Source organism: Streptomyces sp. R-74717, from assembly GCF_047305335.1.
In the GTDB taxonomy this organism is placed as follows: domain Bacteria; phylum Actinomycetota; class Actinomycetes; order Streptomycetales; family Streptomycetaceae; genus Streptomyces; species Streptomyces atratus.
This window is the reverse complement of sequence record NZ_CP102361.1, coordinates 4,872,379-4,889,258: the sequence shown is the minus strand read 5'-3', so window position 1 is coordinate 4,889,258 and position 16,880 is coordinate 4,872,379. Positions and strand designations below refer to the sequence as shown.

Genomic DNA, 16,880 nt, shown 5'->3' with positions numbered 1-16,880 from the left:
AAAGGAGCCTGTTGTGCCACTTCCCGATCTCGACAGCACCGTCGGGGCCTCCTTCGGCCTCGAATTCGACAGCGTCGTCATCAAGCAGATCACCGAGGTCAGTGGTCTGAAGATGGAGCAGGACGTCATCGAGCTGAAGCAGAACACCGCCGACGGCCGCTACGCCATCAAGAAGCTCCCGGGCCGGCCGAAGGCCGGTGAGGTGACCGTGACCCGGGGCCTCACCGAGGACAACAGCTTCGAACGGTGGATCAAGGACTCCCGGTTCGGCCGGATGACCACGGCCCGCCGCAACGGTGCGGTCATCGTGTACGACCACGAAGGCATCGCCATCAAGCGCTACAAACTCATCAACGCCTGGCCGAAGTCGCTGGAGATCGGCACCCTCAAGGCCGGTGACACCTCGGTCCTCACGGAGAAGCTCGCGATCACCTACGAGAGCATGGAACTCGACTGATGCGACGTACGGCACAGGCCCCGGCTCCGGCCGCGGCTGTTGAACGGCCGGACGGGCAGATGCCGGCCGGTGGGGGCGGGAAGTCCGGGCAACGGGACGTCCTGCGTACCGAGTTCACCTTCGAGCTGCCCCGCGGGTACGTCGACGAGGCGGGCGTCGTGCACCGTACCGGAGTCATGCGGCTCGCGACCGCCCGCGATGAACTCGTGCCGTTGCGGGACGACCGGGTGCGTGAGAACTCCGCCTATCTGTCGGTCGTGCTCATCGCCAGGGTCATCACCCGGATCGGCACGATCGATGACATCCACCCCGGCATCATCGAGGACCTCTTCGCCTCCGACCTGGCCTTTCTGCAGGACTTCTACCGGCGGATCAACGCCGAGGGCCACACCCGCGCCGCCGTCACCTGTCCGTCCTGCCAGGAGGAGTTCGCGGTGGATGTCGCCGGTGGCCGCCTGGGGGAATCGTGACGTACGCGGCCGACCTGCTCTACGAGGAGGTCGCGTACCTCGCCTACCACTTCCACTGGCCGCTCGATGAGCTGCTGGACCTGGAGCACCCGGAACGACTGAGGTTCGTCGCACAGATCGCTCGCCTCAACGGGCAGTAGCGAAGAGCGCAGGGAGGGCGGGAAATTCCATGGGCCTGATGTCCTGGCTGCGCGGCGGCGGGCGGACGGAGACGGGAACGGAGATCTCCGGGGAAGCCGTCGCTCCGGCCGCTGTGCCGCGCAAGCGGGTTGATCTGAGTGAACTGCCGCCCATTCAGCGGACGTTGGGCAGTCAGGATCTGGTCATCGATCCCTCCGGGTTCCAGGGATCACTCTCCACCCGGCAGGACACCGCACTCGGTACGCCTCTGGGCCATCTGGTCAGCCCGGATGCGCCCACGGGGCTCGTGCACGGGATCACCGCTCCGGCGCCGGTGGACCGGCCTGCGCCGCTGCAGCGGTCCGTGGAGCGGGCGGTGGAGATACCGGGTCGGAGCAGGTCCGTGCCGGTGTCCGTGTCCGCGCCTGTGTCCGTTCCCGTTCCCGTTCAGCGCGCGGGCAGCGGTGGTGCGCCCGCGATGACGTCGGCCGGTGAGTCCGCCGTGGCAGAGTTGCCGGTACGCCAACTGGTGGGCGAGCAGCCCTTCGTACCGGCATCGACGGATCCCGTGCCCATGCCCGCGTCCGCGCCTGCGTCTGTTCAGCGTGCGGTGACGCCTCCGGTCGCGGAGCGGCCCCGGCGTGCGCCCGGTCTCGGTGCACCCATGTCCGGCCTGCCGCCCACGGCGCAGCGCCAGGCCGCCGCCGCCGTCCCGGAGACGGAGACGGGTACAGAAACGGAGACGGAGGCGGCAGCGGGGGCCGGGGTGGTTCCGGTTGCCCGGAGCATGGAGGACAGTGGGGCCGGCGAGAATCCTCCGGCCATCGAGGCCCCTGCGGCCCCTGTGGCCCGTGAGGCGCCCGCAGCTCCGGAGCAGACACCTGACTCCGACGCGCCCACCGCCCCGTTGCTCGGCGACGACCCGCTGCTCCCCGCCCCGTCGGAGTCCGCTCCCGCTCCCGCGCCCACGCGCCCATCTGCACCGGCGGTGCAGCGGACCCCCGCCGTGCCCGCACAGGCGCCCATGTCGCCGCCCCCGCCCACCGCTCCGGTCGCGCCGCTGCTCGCCGACCGGCCCTTCACGCTCTACTCCAGCAACTCCAGCAACTCCAGTGAGAGCGGCGGGACGGGTGGGGCAGTCGCCGTACAGCGTTCCGTCGCCGGTGCTGCGGGTGCCGCGGGAGAGTCTCCGTCGGCCCGGGCCGTGCATGTCTCCCCGCCCGATGCCGTTCCGGTGCGCTGGACTTCCGGCGGGGCGGGGGCGCCGGCAGTGGCCGCGACGGCTTCCGTACCGGCAGCTCTGCAACGTACCGCCACGTCTCCGGGGGATGCGCCGGGTGTGCTTCCTCGGCCGCTTCCCGCCTTGCAACGTCAGGCAGCCGGCGGGCCGCCGGTGCCTCGTTCGTTGCCGGGTGCCGGCAGCCGTAGCGCACCCTCCGCACCCTCCGCGCCCACCGCCCCCTCGTTCTCCACGGCCGGTTCGGTCGCCGTGGCCGCTGGGGTGGCTCAGCGGATGGCCGACGGAAGTGTCGTCTTCGGCTCGCCGTCACCGCCGTACTCATCACCCGTTGTGCAGCGCGAGACCGAGACCACGCAACCACCGCCTCCGGAGCCTCCCCAGGAGCCCGAACCGGAACCGGAACCGGAACCCGGGCCCATGGCCGAGGACCACGGCGCACCGGGCGCGGCCGCCTCCGCCCCTGGCGCGCCGCCCGGTCGGAGCGGCGGTCACGGCGGCGTCGCAGCCCCCGTCGTCACCGACGAATTGGTACGCGCCCTGTACACACCGCTCAGCAGGCTGTTCAAGGCGGATCTGCGGCTGGAACGCGAGCGAGCGGGTTTTCTCATCAACACCCGGCACTGATGAACGGCAGCGACAACACAGGGAATTGAGAGGTACGTGCCATGGCCACCGCCCAGGACAACGATCCCGCCGTCAGCGTCTGCTTCGTCGTCACGATCGACGACATCGAGCTCGGATCGTTCAACACATGTGACGGGCTGGGCTGCGAAGTGGTGCTCGAAACGCGCGAGGAGGGCGGCAACAACGGGCATCTGTGGCAGCTGCCGACCCGCCTGAAGTACTCGAACGTGAAGCTGTCCAGGCCGCTGACCAAGGAGACCGAGAAGGTGGCCCGCTGGTTCGCCACCATGACGACCGGATTCAGCCGCAAGACGGCGCACATCGAGGCGCGTACCGGGGACGGTCAGAAGGTGGCCCAGTGGGGGCTGCTGGAGGTCGTGCCCGTCCGCTGGACCGGCCCCTCCTTCACCCCGGAATCGCCCAAGGTCGCGATGGAGACGATCGAGATCGCCCATCACGGCTATGTGATGGAGGGCTGACCGTCGTGAGTGGCGCAGGTCCCATCGCGTTCAGCGCCGCCGGTACGTCCGGGGCGTCGTCGGCGGCGAGGGCGGGCAAGGGAGGTTCGGCCCGGCCCAAGCTGGAGCACGCCTATCTGGAACTGCGGACGCCGCCGACCGGCGGTGGCCTCACGCCCGGTGGTCCGTGCGGACGGATCGACTTCCAGTTCAACCCCAAGGAGCTGAGCCTCACCAAGGCCGCCTCCTGGAAGCGGAGTCCGGCCAAGGGTGCCAAGAGCTCGGGGCCGCCGGAGTATCAGGGCTCGCAGCCCAGCAAGCTCACCGTGGAGATGTTCTTCGACGCCAGCGACACCCAGGACACCCGTGTGGTGACCTCGGTCGAGCAGCTCTTCGCGTGCTGTGTGCCGACGAGCGAGACCCGTCAGCAGCAGCGTTCGTCACCGCCGTGGGTGGTCTTCCACTGGGGCGGGCTGACCGGGTTCCCCGGCTACGTCAGTCAAGTACAGGCGAAGTACACCCTGTTCACCACATCGGGCGTGCCGATCCGGGCCGTCTGCCAGGTCACGATGGAGGAGATCAGCGGCGACACCCCGGGGCAGAACCCGACCTCGGGCGCCCTCGCGGCCCGGCGGGTCCACCGGCTGGACGCCGGGGACTCGCTGCCGTCGCTCGCCCAGCGGGAGTACGGCGATCCGGCGGCCTGGCGGGTGATCGCGGAGGCGAACGGGATCGACGACCCGATGCGGCTGGCCCCCGGACAGCAGCTGCTGCTCCCCGCGCTCGACGAGCTGAACCGGCTCGAAGAGAACCGGGACGGGAGGCGGTCCTGATGGCGCAGCCGGGCGTCGCGACGGCGCTGGTGGTGGAGTTCGGCGGTCGGCCGCTGCCGCCCAAGTTCGTGAACACACTGGTCGAGGGGTACGTCGACGACAGTCGGACGCTCCCCGACCTGTTTCTGCTGCGCTTTCGCGATCCGGACCGGGTACTGCTGGAGCAGACCGGGCTGAAGATCGGCAGCGAGGCCCGGCTGCTGGCCCGCGCGGGCGGGGACACGGCACCGAAGCCGCTGCTGAAAGGGGTGGTCACCGCACTGGAGGTGGAGCTCGACGAGACCGGCACCTTCACCGTCGTACGCGGGCTCGACGAGTCGCACCGGCTGTTCCGGGGACGTCGGGTGGCCAGCTATCAGAACATGACGCTCGCCGACATCTGCGCCCAGGTGGCCCAGCGCGCCGGGCTGAAGCCGGGGACGGTGGACGTGGCCGGCCCCGTACTCGAACACATCGCCCAGCCCAACGTCACGGACTGGGAGTTCGTGCGCGATCTGGCGGAGGAGGCGGGCGCGCAGGCGTACGTACTCGACGGACAGCTGCACATCACCAGACCCGCGGAGGCGAGCGGCGCACCCGACGGTTCGGCACGCGCCGACCGGAATCCGCTGGTTCTGGAGATGGGCAGCAATCTGCTGCGCTGCCGGGCCGGGGTGTCCTCCGCGGAGCAGGTCTCCGAGGTCGAGGTACGTGGCTGGGACATCAAGACCAAGCAGCCGCTCGTCGGGCGGGCGCCCGCGGGGAAGTCGGCGACGCTGGAGCTGGGGGTGAGCGCGGCCGAGGTGTCCGCGCCCTTCGGCGAGGCGCGTTTCGTGGTCACGGACACGGCGTACGGGGCGCAGGCGCAGGTGGACCAGGCGGCGAAGGCCCTGGCGGAGCGGATCGCCGGATCGTTCGCGGAGCTGGAGGCGGTGATCCGGGGGAACCCGGAGGTGCGGGCGGGCAGTGCGGTGGCGCTCAACGCGGTGGGGGCGCCTTTCGAGGGGCGGTACACGGTTACGTCGTCGCGGCATGTCTTCGACCCGGTGCGCGGGTACGAGACCTGGCTCACGGTCTCCGGGCAGCAGGAGCGTTCGCTGTTCGGGCTGACCGGCGGAGGTCCGGGGAGCGGCGGGTACGGAGCAGGGGCCGGTGGCGGGCCGCGCTGTGCGGGCCTGGTCAACGGGACGGTCACGGACACCCACGATCCGGACGGCTCGGGCCGGGTCAAGGTGCGGTTTCCATGGCTGTCGGACGAGTACGCGAGCGACTGGGCGCGTACGGCGCAGTCGGGCGGGACGAGCGGCGGCGAGGCGTTCATCCCCGAGGTCGGGGACGAGGTCCTGGTGGGATTCGAGCACGGGCATCTGGACCGTCCGTACGTCCTCGCCGGTCTGTACAACGGGAAGGACCGCCCGTCACAGGGCAGCGGCGGCGGGTCGGGCGGGGGTGCCGGTGGCGCGTCCGGGCCGGGTGGCCCCGAGGCGGGTGCCTCCGGGCCGGGCGCCGGACCCGGGCCGTCCACAGGCCCGTCCGCCGGCGTGCCGCCCGCCGGTTCACCAGCAGCAACGTCCGCCGCACCCCCCGCCCCAGGAGGTGAGCTGGTCGACCCGACCACCGGGGCGGTCAACCGGCGTTCGCTCGCTTCCAAGAGCGGGAACCAGCTGGAGCTCCTGGACGGCGCCAACGGACCGCAGGGCGTACGCCTGCTCACCGGCGACGGAAAGCTGAAGATCGATCTCGACCGCAGAGGCACCGTGATCGTGATCAACAGCGACGGCAGCGTGAACATCGAGGCCAAGCAACAGGTGTCCATCAAGGCGGCGCGCGGGGTCGCGCTGGACGGCGGACAGGGAACGCTCGAACTGAGCGGCGACAGCGTCACCCTGACGTCCCGCAGCGGAGTGCGGGTCGACGGCGGAAACGGCGAGGTCAAGCTCTCCACCGGCGGCACGGTGGACGTCCGCGGAGCCCAGGTCGCGGTCAACGGAACACAGCGGACCGACATCAAGGGCGGCAGCTCCCTGGCCATCAACGCACCTCTGGTGAAGATCAATTGACGGCGCGGACGCGCTGAGCGAGAGGAACGGACTTTCATGTCAGCAGCCGCGGCGGCAGCCGCACGGGTCGGCGACCCCACCGGACACCCCGGCACGGTCGGGCCGCCCGGTGTCCCGTCCGTGCTCATCGGCGGCCTCCCCGCCGCCACGGTCGGCACCCCGCACCTGTGCGCGATGCCGCCGCCCGTGGTGCATCCGCCGTCCGCGATCGCGCCGCCCGGCAGCGCCACGGTGCTGATCGGCGGGCAGCCCGCCGCACGCGTCGGGGACCTGGCCGCCTGCGGATCGCCCGTCGTGTCCGGTTGTCCGACGGTGCTGATCGGAGGCTGAGCGTCCATGGGTCAGCAGTTCATCGGCGCGGGCTGGGCCTTCCCGCCGCGTACGGACGCCACCGGTTCCATCGCCCTGGTGCGTGGCGAGCACGAGCTGGAGGAGTCGATCCGGCTGATCCTGGCCACGTCACCGGGCGAGCGGCCCATGCGCCCGGAGTTCGGCTGCGCGGTCAACGACTACGTGTTCGCCCCGGCGGACGCGGGCACGGCCGGGCAGCTCGCGTACGAGGTACGTCTGGCGCTGGACCGGTGGGAGCCCCGGATCGAGGTCACAGAGGTCGTCGTCCGGTTCGACGAGGTCGACCACGGAGTCCTGTACATCGACATCGGCTACACCGTACGGGGCGCCAACGACCCCCGGAACCTGGTCTTTCCGTTCTATGTGATCCCGCAGCACGAGGAGGTGGACGGCGCGTGACGCTGCCCAGTCCGCATCTGGACGACCGTCGCTTCCAGGGCCTGGTCGACGAGGCGAAACGGCTCGTCCAGCAGCGCTGCCCCGAGTGGACCGACCACAATGTGTCGGACCCCGGCGTGACCCTCATCGAGGCCTTCGCGACCATGGTCGACCAGCTGGTCTACCGGGTGAACCGGGTTCCGGAGAAGAGCTATCTGACCTTCCTCGACCTGATCGGGGTCCGGCTCCACCCGCCCACGGCCGCCCACACCGATGTGACGTTCAGGCTCTCCGCACCGCAGCCCGAACCGGTACGGGTAAGGGCCGGTACGGAGGTGGCGACCGTCCGTACGGAGACCGAGGAAGCGGTCGTGTTCACGACCGGCCGTGAACTGTCCATCGTGCCGTGCGAGTTCGCGCATCTCGCCACCTGGCCGACGTCCGGCGACGCCGTCGACCGTACCGAGGAACTCACGCTCGGCCGGGCCGTCCCCTGCTTCGACACCACGCCCGCGCCCGGCGACGCCCTCTATGTGGGCCTGTCGGCCGCCGTCCCGTCGGGAGTCGTCGTGCTGCGGCTGGACTGCGCGGTCGAGGGCGTCGGCGTGGATCCGCTGCGGCCACCGCTGCTCTGGGAGGCCTGGGACGGCAGTGCCTGGACGGTCTGCGAGGTCGAGAAGGACGACACCGGCGGCTTCAACCGGTCCGGAGAGCTGATCCTGCACCTTCCCGAGGGACATACCCCGGCCGTCGTCGTGCGCCGGACCGGCGGCTGGCTGCGCTGCCGCCTGGTGGAGGCCACCCCCGGGCAGCCCACCTATATGGCGTCTCCGGTGGTGCGCCGGATCACGGCGTTCACGATCGGCGCGACCGTCGGAGCGGTCCACGCCGAGACCGTGACCGACGAGGTGCTCGGCCCGGCCGAAGGCGTACCCGGACAGACCTTCACGGTGAGCCGCCCGCCGGTGGTGCCCGGCGACTTCGTCGTCGAGGTCGCGGATCCGGCGCGGGGCCCGCAGGGCACGGAGTGGACCCGCGTCGACGACTTCGCGCACTCCGGACCCGACGACCGGCACATCACGCTCGACCCCAACTCGGGGCGGGTCGAATTCGGTCCGGCGGTACGGGAACGGGACGGCTCCATCCGCTACTACGGCGCGGTACCGCCGAAGGGCGCCACCGTACGCGTGCGTTCGTACCGCACCGGCGGTGGACTGCGCGGAAATGTCGCCCGCTCCACGCTCCGGGTGCTGCGCAGCGCCATCCCGTACGTGGCCCGGGTGGAGAACCGGCGCCCCGCGCTCGGCGGAGTCGACGGCGAGACGGTGGACAGCGCACGGGTACGCGGGCCGATGACCTTGCGGACCCTGCACCGGGCCGTCGTACCGCACGACTACGAACTGCTGGCCCGCGAGGTCGCACCCGACGCGTCCAGGGTGCAGTGCATTCCGGCCGGCGGGGACTCGGACGTCGAGGCGGGCGGGGTGCGGCTGCTCGTCGTACCGGCCGGACGCAGCGACGAGCAGGGCCGGATCCAGTTCAACGAACTCGTCCCGCCGCAGCACACCCTCGCGCTGATCGCGGGCCATCTGGACGAACGGCGGCCCATCGGCGCCCGGTTGGTGGTCGAACCGCCCTACTACCAGGGGGTCACCGTGGTCGCCTCGGTCCAGGCCCGCAGGGGTGCCGTACTGGAACGCGTACGCGAGGAGGGGCTGGCGGCCCTCTACAGCTACTTCAACCCGCTGAGTGGCGGCCCCGGTGGCGAGGGCTGGCCGTTCGGCCGGCCGATCCAGTCGGGCGAGGCGTTCGCCGTACTGCAACAGGTGCCGGGGTTGGACCTGGTGGAGGACGTACGCCTCTTCCCGGCGGACCCCGTGACCGGGGAGCGCGGCGAACCCACCACCAAGATCGCACTGGACCGGCACGCACTGGTCTTCAGTTACGAGCACCAGCTCCGGGTACGGGAGGCCTGACCGCCATGCGCACAGCCGTGACCGGCCTGCCGACACCGCACCCGCTGATCGAGCAGCTCCCGGCGGTCTATCTGGAGCAGGGCTTCCTGCAACGGTTCCTTGCGGCGCTCGACGACGTACTCGCCCCGGTCCTGCTCTCGATCGACAATCTGCCCGCCCACCTCGACCCCCGCAGCGCGCCGGAGGACTTCCTGGCCTGGCTGGCCCAGTGGGTGGCCGTCGACACCCGCGCGGACCACCCGGTCGAGCAGCGGCGCGCGGCGGTACAGGGCGCGGTCGAGCGGCACAGCAGGCGCGGTACCAGGCGTGGGCTGGCCCAGGCGGTGTTCCTGGAGACCGGGATCGAGCCGGACATCGTCGAGAGCGGCGGCACGGCGTGGTCGTCGACGCCGCGCACACAGTTCCCGGGCGGCCCGCGGCCATGGGTGACGGTCCGGGTCCGGGCCTCCCAGCCGTACCAGGTCGACCGGGTGCGGCTGGAGGAGCTGATCCGTACGGAGATACCGGCGCATGTGGGCTTCGACCTGGAGGTCTCGTGATCTGTGAGGCGTGCGGGCAGAGCAATGCGCCGGGGACGCAGTTCTGTACGTCGTGCCAGGCTTTCCTGGAGTGGGACGGGGCGGATGGGGGTTCCTCGGCGTCCTCTGTCGGTCCTGCTCCTGCGCCTCAGCCGTCACCCCAGCCGCAGCTGCAACCCCCGCCACAGCCGCAACCCCAGCCCGCGCCCCCACCCCCCGTCACTGCGGCTGCCCCGCGTCGCCCCGGTGACGAGCCGGACGAGTCGGTGCCGGGGCCCGAGGCGCTGCCCGACGTACCGCCGGAACCCACGAGCACACCCCCGGGTCCACCTGTCGCTCCACCCATTCGCTGCCCCAACTGCCGCACGGAGAACTCCCCGGACCGCACCCTGTGCATCCGCTGTGCCCTGCTCCTGGACCCGGGCCCGCCGCCCGAGGTCCGGCCCCCCTGGTGGCGTCGGATCCTCCGAAGGCGACCGCGTCAGGCGCCCACCGCCGGTACCCGGCCGCGGCGTCGGTTGTGGCGCCGCCCCGGTCTTGCGCTTCCGATCGTGCTGATCGTGGTGGCGTGCGGCGTCTGGTTCGCCCTGCCGCATGTGTCCGGCTGGTTCGGCTTCGCCAAGGACGAGACCGGGACGCCGGAGGCGGTGCCGCCCACCCGGTTCCGGGCCTCCAGCAGGGCTCCGGGCCACCCGGCGGGTGCGGCGTTCGACGGTTTCAACAATCGTTACTGGGCGCCCTCGGCCGCAGGTCCCGACACCGGTGTGGGCCAGTACCTGGAGTGCGACTTCGAGCAGCCGGTACGCGTGCTGAAGCTGGTCGTCTTCTCCGGTACGTCGGCCAAGAAGGACGAGTTCCTCACCCAGGCCCGCCCGGCCAGGATCACCGTACTGCTCACCTCCGCCGACGGAAGCCGGGTCAGAAAGGAGATCAGGGTCAAGGACCAGCCAAGTCAGCAGACCTTCGACCTTCGCGGTTCGGAGATCGTCCGGGCCCGCCTCACGACGGACACCACCTATGGGGCGGGTCCCGGCCGTCGACTGGCCGTCGCCGAGGTCGAGTTCTTCGGCCGAAGGCCCTGACCCGGAAAGGACCGCCGACACTCGACGGGCCGCCGACGCCCGGACGAACTTGCTCCGGTCCCCGCGTGGTGAGTACCTGACCCCTCACCCGCATCGGGCGCCCCGGATGAGCGGCGCCGGCCCCGCCGAGCACGGAGACGATCAGTCCGCGCGCAGGGCCACCAGTGCGCCCGCCTGCGCGAGGCCGCTCTCCTCGACGACCTCGCGCACGCTCTGCGCCTCGCGTACGAGCGCGAAGTGCACCCGCCCGTCGGCACCCGTCCGGTAGCCGTACACGGCAGGCCGCGGCAGCGAGTTGTACGAGAAGTGCGACGAGAAGTAGTACGCCCCGGTGTCGTGGAGCGCCACCACGTCGCCGGGCTCGATGACCGGGAGCTCGCGCCCGGTCGCGGTCAGGTCCCCCGCGAAACAGCACGGGCCCGCGATGTCGACGATCTCGGTCGGGCCCTGCTTGGGGCGGCCCGCGGCGTCGAACACCCCGGCGCGGAGCGGCCAGGCACCGGGCATGAACACCGTGCGGGTGGCCACCTGGGCCCCCGCGTGCGTGACTGCGATCTGCCGCCCCCCGGCGGACTTGGTGTATTCCACGACCGTTGCGACTGTTCCGCTCTTGGCCAGCAGGGAACGGCCGAACTCCGTGATCAGGGTGTAGCGCCCGTCGAACAGACCGGGTACGGCTCTGCGGAGCTCGGTGACGTAATCGGCGTACGTCGGGCGGTCGTCCTCGCTGTCGAAGTTGACGGGCAGGCCGCCGCCGATGTCGAGCCCGGTGATCTGCGCGCGGCCCAGCTGTGCGTTGATGCGCTCGGCCAGTTCGTACGCGAGCTGGATGCCCTCGGCGATGAGCGGCAGCGGGCAGCCCTGGGAACCGACGTGTGCGTGCAGGCGGTTGAGCCACGGCCGGCGCACGAAGGCGTCGATCACCTCGTCGACCGCCCCCGGATCGCGCAGTGCGACGCCGAACTTCGAGGTCGCCGTCGCAGTGCTCATCGCATCGATGGCACCTGCCCCCACCTGGGGGTTCACCCGCAGACCGATCGGCCCGGCGGCCGGTCGCCCGGCCAGCAGACGGTCGACGCGGGCCATCTCCTGGAAGTTGTCCAGGTTGATCGCGATGCCATGGGTGAGGGCGAACTCCAGCTCCTCGACCGTCTTCGCGGGGCTGTCGAAGACCAGCCGGTCGTACGTGAACCCGGCCGCCAGCGCCTGTTCCAGTTCACCGGGCGAGGCCACCTCGCAGCCCATCCCGGCCTCGGCAAGCAGCCGCAGCACGGGCACCAGGCCGCACGCCTTGGCCGCGAACGTGTGCTGTACCGGGGCGGGTCCTTGGAACGCCTTGTTCAGCGCGTCGACGGCGGCGAGCACACCGTCCACGTCGAGCAGGCCGACCACGGGCGAGCGCGGACCGAGCAGCCCGTCCTCGACGGCACGCGCCAGCGCCGCCGCACGCCGGGCACCGCGCTGCTCGGCTGCCGAGCGGGCTGCCGAACCGGAAGTCATGTGAACCACAACAACAACCCTCCATCTGTCACGTCGGCTGTACGGACAGCTTCGACGCGGAGGGGAAGGCGCGTCTTCGACCGACACGACGATGCCTGCCCGATTCCTTTGTCTCACCGGACAGCTCGACGATCAACGGCTGCCCGGCCCGTGCGCTCCGCGAGCCGCGATGCGCAGCCCGATGTCCGCGAGGAGCCGCACGGTCGGGTCGGCCAGATCGACGCCGAAGAGCTCCCGGGCCCGGCGCAACCGGTACCGCAAGGTGTTGGGGTGCACATTCAGGCGCCGCGCGGCCGTGCCCGTATCGCCGAACGCGTCGAGGTAGGCGGCGACCGACGCGCCGTACTCCGAACCGTGAGCGCGGTCGTGCTCCACCATCGCGTGCACGGGCCCCGACAGCGACTTCCACAACGGCTCGACCCGGTCGAGCACCCGGAGCACCGACGTGTCGACCACCACCTCGCCGAACGCCGCCACCGCCGACACCACCTCCGCGACCGGCAGCCCCGCAGCCCGCTCCCGCAGCACCCGCACCACCAGCTCCGCGGCCTCCCGCGACGCGGGCAGCCCCGACAGGTCCGCCGCCAACGGCCCGACGCCCGCGAACACCACACTGCGCGGCGCCGAGCGGGCCGTCGCCAGCAGGGTGCGCGCCGGATCGGCCTCACCGTCGCTCGCAGGGACCAGGACGTACAGCCGCCGCCCGGACCGCGCGGTCACGCACCCCGGCCGGTACGCGGCGGCCTGCAACGCGAGCACATCCAGAACCCGCTGCTCGGCACCGGTGCCGGTGTCGGCTCCGCCCCCGGACGCGGCGCCACCCGCCCGGCTGTCGTACGCCTGGGCCACCATCACCGCGTACGGCCGGTCCGCCGCGATCCCGGCATCGTGCGCGGCCTGCGACGCGTGTGCGGCCCCGTCCAGGAGCGCGTGCACCGCCTCCTCCCGTGCCATGGCCGCCGCCCGGCCCCATGTCCGATGGTGGGACAGATGCGGTACGGCGGCCCGGGCGGCCGTGCGCAGCGCCGCCGCCGCACCGTCGGCGAGCGGTCGGCCGTCGGCGGCGGCCCAGATGGACCCGAGCACCTCGGACCCGTGGCGCACGGCGATGGCCAGCCGCTCGGCGGACCGGTCGTCGGCGGGCCGGCGCACCACGTCGTCGGTGCTCCACAGCGCCTGGAAGAAGCCGCTCTCGCGCAGTTCGTCGACCCGCCAGCGAGGGACCGCCTGCCCGAGGATCGTCAGCCGACGCATCGGATCGGGTTCGTGGTCCATCCGCGAGTACGCCAGCACCCGCGACTGCGGATCCTCGATCGTGATGGCACCGCCGACCAGGTCCGCCACCGTATTGGCCAGCCCCGACAGATCACCGAGCCGGAGCCCGACCACCCCGTCGGGGCCGGCCGATTCGGCGGTGGAAAAGGCCGGGGCGCTGTGCACCAGAGCGGTCCGCAACCGGCCGAGCACCTCCGTCCATCCGTGCCCCGGCCGCCGGGTCAGCAACGCCGTACGCCCCTGACCGGCCGCCTCCACCAGGGCCGCCCGCGGCCCGCGACCGCCCCGCCGCATGACCACGGCTGCGGCTCCGGCCCGGTCTGCGTCACGCAGCACGTCGATCGCCTCGGGCGAGGCGACCTCCACACCGACGGCGAGCAGGATCAGCCCGGATGCCGCCCGGGCGTCGTCGTCCCGTTCCTCACCGGGATCGTGCAGCGCCACATCGGCCACCGGCACGCCGGTACCGCGCGGCGCCACGACGACATCGAGCATTCCGGGGGCGATCAGCCCGAGGATCTGCTCCAGCGAGGGCCCGGTGTCGGGCCGGTCCGGTTCATGCGTCGGCATCCGCCCATCATGGTCGGCGGTTCCCGGCGGGAACCATGGCGGGCACACCCCCTATGCGTGGAATCCGTCGAATGCGGCCTCGGACGCCTGGCAGCGCGCGGACTTCGCGAGGGATCACAACTGCCTGTTCTGGAAGAACCACCGCTGACCGGCCGCGGTCCTGGGCGTCGAAACCTGGAGTTTTGTCCGTAATAGTCCGGAAACCCTTGACCCGGGAGAAATAGGGAGGACAATCTTCAGTACACCAGAAAACCAGAGCGAGCCGCACCGTCGGCGGAGACGTTCGCCGAACCGAGTGACCCACTCGTTGGCTCTGGCCAGGCCCCCGGCAGATCCTCTCGATCCCGGAACTTTCAGCGACGGTTGAAAGCTCGTGGAACCAAGAAGGACTACCGGGGACTGCATGCCCCACATCCACGGAAAGCAGAAGGGCCCCACCGCAAGCGGTGGGGCCCTTCCATGTGTCACCGACATCCTCATCCGGTCCGCGATCCGGCCGATCCGGACGAATCGGCCTAGCTGGAGAAGTACAGGTACTTCCAGGGCCCGTATGTCGTCGTGTTCACGTTGTCGCCGGACGATCCGTTGACGTACACCGACCGCATACGCGCCTTGATCCCGGACTTCCCCGGCGCCTCCAGGCGTACGGCCGACTTTCCGTTCGTGCCGAGCGGGAAGTACTGCGAGCCGGCCGAGTACCACTTTCCGCCCGAGTAGACCTGCAGGTCGAAGCGCTGGTCACGGCCCTTGTAGTAGGTCATGGTCGTCGTGAGCACCGGGTCGGTGCTCTTGTGGAACCAGTAGTACGACGTCGAGCCGATCTTGGCCGTCTTGTAGTGCTTGGAGACGGCGGTGGAAATCTTGACCCTGGCGTACGCCGTGGACTTCACCGTCCTGGGGGCGGTGCGGGCGTCCCCCTTGAAGACCGCGGTGACCTCCGTGTCCCGCGTCATGTCCACCGTCGCGGAGATGTTGCCGCTGGAGTTGACCTTCCCGGTCTTCAGCAGCTTGTTGGGCTTGTCGCCGCCGAAGGGATTCGCCCAGATCTCGACCGTGCGGTTCTTGTACGTCGAGCCGAGGTGCGCGGTGAAGGAGACGTCGGAGCCGTAGTTGTAGACGTTGCCGTTCTTGTTCAGGGTCAGCGTCGGCTTGGTACGGGAGACCGCGACCTTGTCGGACGCGCTGACCGCCGTATGCCCGGCGTCGCCCGAGTAGGCGACCTTGTAGGTGACTGTGCCGCCGGCCGGCGGGGTGTCGGCGAAGGCGTACGAGCCGTCCGCCTTCACCTTCGTGGAGGCCAGCGCCTTGCCACTGGGGCTCTCCAGGTCGGTGCGGGTGACCTGGAGCGAGGCACCGCTCGGCAGCGGCACCGTCGCCGACAGCTTCCCCGTTACGGTGAGTTGCTTGCCGCGCGTGGCGGTCGACGGCGCGTTCACCGTCAGGCTCGGGACGTTCAGCGTCGGGTCGGTGAGCGCCTTGAGGGCGTAGCCGCCGCTGGTCCCCACGAGAGCGAAGATCCGTGAGGAGTCCGGGGCCCACGTCAGGTCGGCCGCGTTGGCGGCGTAGGTACGGAGCGGCTGGGCGGCGCCGGGCCGGTAGACGGCCACCTTGGTGCCGTTGACCTGGGCGACCAGTCCGTTCGCGGCGATGTCGGCGCGCTGGCCGGAGGGGTAGGTGCCGGCGGCGGTGAATTTCCCGTCCGCGTACGCGTCCCGCTGAGCGCCGTTGACCAGCACCTGCGAGGCGCCGGGCACGAGGTCGATGTCCCCGATGCCGTCGTTCAGTGTGTAGTCGCCGTTGTGCCAGGCGAGCAGTTGCGGCGTGGTGCCGGAGACGTCGACGACGGCCATCGAGTCCGTGGAGAGACCGGTCTCGCCGATGGCCAGCAGGCCGGGCGCGGACGGGTCGGTGTCGAGGAGCGCCGGGCCCCAGACCTTGGACGAGAACTGCCCGAGCGCCACCGCGTCGGTCCCGCTCGCCGGGTCCACCGCCGGGTCGACCGAGCCCAGGTCGCCGTCCCACTGGTCGCCGTACGAGAACCAGACCTTGCCGCCGGCGAAGGCGATGTGGCGCGGGCCCGTGTCGGTGGCGACGGCGTAGCGGGCCCTGACGTCGAGCGTGGCCGCGTCGAGGGCCACGATCTCGTGGCTGTCCTCCGCGGCCGCGTACAAGGTGGCGCCGTCATCGGACACCGCCAGACCGGAGACCCCGCTGACACCGCTCACCGAGTCGACGAGGGCGCCGGTGTAGTCGGCGGCCACGATCTTCCCGGTCGAGCGGTCGCCGACGAAGACCCGCTTGAGGACGCCATCCACGACGACGCCACCGGGCGAGATGACGGTGGCGGAGGCGGCCGAGGCGGATCCGGCTGCGACGACGCTCAGTGCCGCCGAGCTGAAGAGGACCGCGAGCGCTGTCGCGGTCGAGATGCTGCGCGTGCGCACAGTGATTTTCCCCCCACAAGGAAACCCGGTGGATGACCGGGAGTTGAGAGCGCCGCGCAACGCCCGGACGTGACCGCGAACATGCGGTGACGCGCGGGGCGCGGCTGCTGTCGGGCAGCGTATGGCATGACAGCGACAGATGCAGAGGGAGTTTCCCGTACGGGAACCGGCGCGAGCACAAGTCGACCGGAGTGGATCGGTGCCCGCAATCTTCCGGACGGGAGGTGCTACCTGTTGAGGGCTTTCGCGCCGTGAGTCAGTGGCGTACTCGCAAGGGGCCCTAGGGTCGATGATCTATACCTGTGCAATTCGGGGTAAAAGGGCGCATCGGGCCGATGATCTGCGTGCCGGGCTACATCGACGAAGCTCGCCCAGCAAACTGCGCATGGCAATGCGCAGTTGCTGTTTTGAAGACAGCGGACATGCTCACGCGGGCTCAGATGCGCGTGTCGCTGAAGATGGCGTTGACCTCACTGTCCGGAGCGCCGCACTGATGCTCCAGCGCGGCGATCAAGGACTGTCCGTGGCTGAGAACGGTCGCCGCC

General features: G+C 70.9%; 15 protein-coding genes. 12 read left to right on the top strand and 3 right to left on the bottom strand.

Translation table 11 applies throughout. From position 1 onward, the window contains the following. Nucleotides 1–13: 13 nt before the first annotated feature. From NRF20_RS22305 to NRF20_RS22250, 12 genes are all read left to right on the top strand, one after another. Nucleotides 14–457, top strand: a complete 444-nt coding sequence (locus NRF20_RS22305; RefSeq protein WP_148833117.1) for a phage tail protein — start codon at nt 14–16, stop codon at nt 455–457. Further along, nucleotides 457–927 carry a hypothetical protein gene (locus tag NRF20_RS22300; RefSeq protein ID WP_398628499.1) on the top strand — a complete coding sequence of 157 codons (471 nt, stop codon included), beginning with the start codon at nt 457–459 and terminating at the stop codon, nt 925–927. Before NRF20_RS22305 ends, NRF20_RS22300 begins: the two co-directional genes overlap by 1 nt. Beyond that, nucleotides 924–1,067 (top strand): DUF6760 family protein, encoded by a 144-nt coding sequence (locus tag NRF20_RS22295; protein WP_093896703.1) that lies wholly within the window; start codon nt 924–926, stop codon nt 1,065–1,067. Before NRF20_RS22300 ends, NRF20_RS22295 begins: the two co-directional genes overlap by 4 nt. 29 nt (nt 1,068–1,096) lie before the next feature. Beyond that, nucleotides 1,097–2,911: a hypothetical protein gene (locus NRF20_RS22290; RefSeq protein WP_413753166.1), complete on the top strand. Its 1,815-nt coding sequence runs from the start codon at nt 1,097–1,099 to the stop codon at nt 2,909–2,911. Nucleotides 2,912–2,952: 41 nt separating this feature from the next. Then, nucleotides 2,953–3,390: a phage tail protein gene (locus NRF20_RS22285; RefSeq protein ID WP_093549687.1), complete on the top strand. Its 438-nt coding sequence runs from the start codon at nt 2,953–2,955 to the stop codon at nt 3,388–3,390. Between the two features lie 5 nt (nt 3,391–3,395). Next, nucleotides 3,396–4,202 (top strand): LysM peptidoglycan-binding domain-containing protein, encoded by an 807-nt coding sequence (locus NRF20_RS22280; RefSeq protein ID WP_398628501.1) that lies wholly within the window; start codon nt 3,396–3,398, stop codon nt 4,200–4,202. Continuing rightward, entirely contained in the window at nt 4,202–6,241 is a 2,040-nt protein-coding gene (locus NRF20_RS22275) for a VgrG-related protein (protein ID WP_398628502.1), read from the top strand. The genes NRF20_RS22280 and NRF20_RS22275 overlap by 1 nt, the downstream gene beginning before the upstream one ends. 36 nt (nt 6,242–6,277) lie before the next feature. Beyond that, a complete protein-coding gene (locus NRF20_RS22270; protein ID WP_398628503.1) occupies nt 6,278–6,571 on the top strand; it encodes a PAAR domain-containing protein in 294 nt (97 codons plus the stop codon). Nucleotides 6,572–6,577: 6 nt separating this feature from the next. Next, nucleotides 6,578–6,991: a GPW/gp25 family protein gene (locus tag NRF20_RS22265; protein ID WP_383072936.1), complete on the top strand. Its 414-nt coding sequence runs from the start codon at nt 6,578–6,580 to the stop codon at nt 6,989–6,991. Further along, complete coding sequence (locus NRF20_RS22260; protein WP_413753165.1) at nt 6,988–8,946, top strand: putative baseplate assembly protein; 1,959 nt, start codon at nt 6,988–6,990, stop codon at nt 8,944–8,946. The genes NRF20_RS22265 and NRF20_RS22260 overlap by 4 nt, the downstream gene beginning before the upstream one ends. Before the next feature lie 5 nt (nt 8,947–8,951). Continuing rightward, on the top strand, nt 8,952–9,485 hold the full coding sequence (locus NRF20_RS22255) for a phage tail protein (RefSeq protein WP_413753164.1): 534 nt from the start codon (nt 8,952–8,954) through the stop codon (nt 9,483–9,485). Nucleotides 9,486–10,015: 530 nt separating this feature from the next. Continuing rightward, nucleotides 10,016–10,546, top strand: coding sequence for a discoidin domain-containing protein (locus tag NRF20_RS22250; RefSeq protein ID WP_413753163.1), 531 nt, complete (start codon nt 10,016–10,018; stop codon nt 10,544–10,546). 141 nt (nt 10,547–10,687) lie between these two features. Here NRF20_RS22250 and NRF20_RS22245 read toward each other — a convergent pair whose 3' ends face one another. The 3 genes from NRF20_RS22245 to NRF20_RS22235 form a co-directional block, all read right to left on the bottom strand. Beyond that, the gene (locus NRF20_RS22245) at nt 10,688–12,046 is read right to left on the bottom strand and encodes a diaminopimelate decarboxylase (RefSeq protein ID WP_413753162.1); all 1,359 of its coding nucleotides are present in this window, start codon (nt 12,044–12,046) and stop codon (nt 10,688–10,690) included. A 132-nt stretch (nt 12,047–12,178) separates the two neighbouring features. After that, the gene (locus NRF20_RS22240) at nt 12,179–13,891 is read right to left on the bottom strand and encodes a PucR family transcriptional regulator (RefSeq protein WP_413753161.1); all 1,713 of its coding nucleotides are present in this window, start codon (nt 13,889–13,891) and stop codon (nt 12,179–12,181) included. A 515-nt stretch (nt 13,892–14,406) separates the two neighbouring features. After that, nucleotides 14,407–16,335, bottom strand: a complete 1,929-nt coding sequence (locus tag NRF20_RS22235) for a YncE family protein (protein ID WP_413753160.1) — start codon at nt 16,333–16,335, stop codon at nt 14,407–14,409. Nucleotides 16,336–16,880 lie beyond the last annotated feature (545 nt).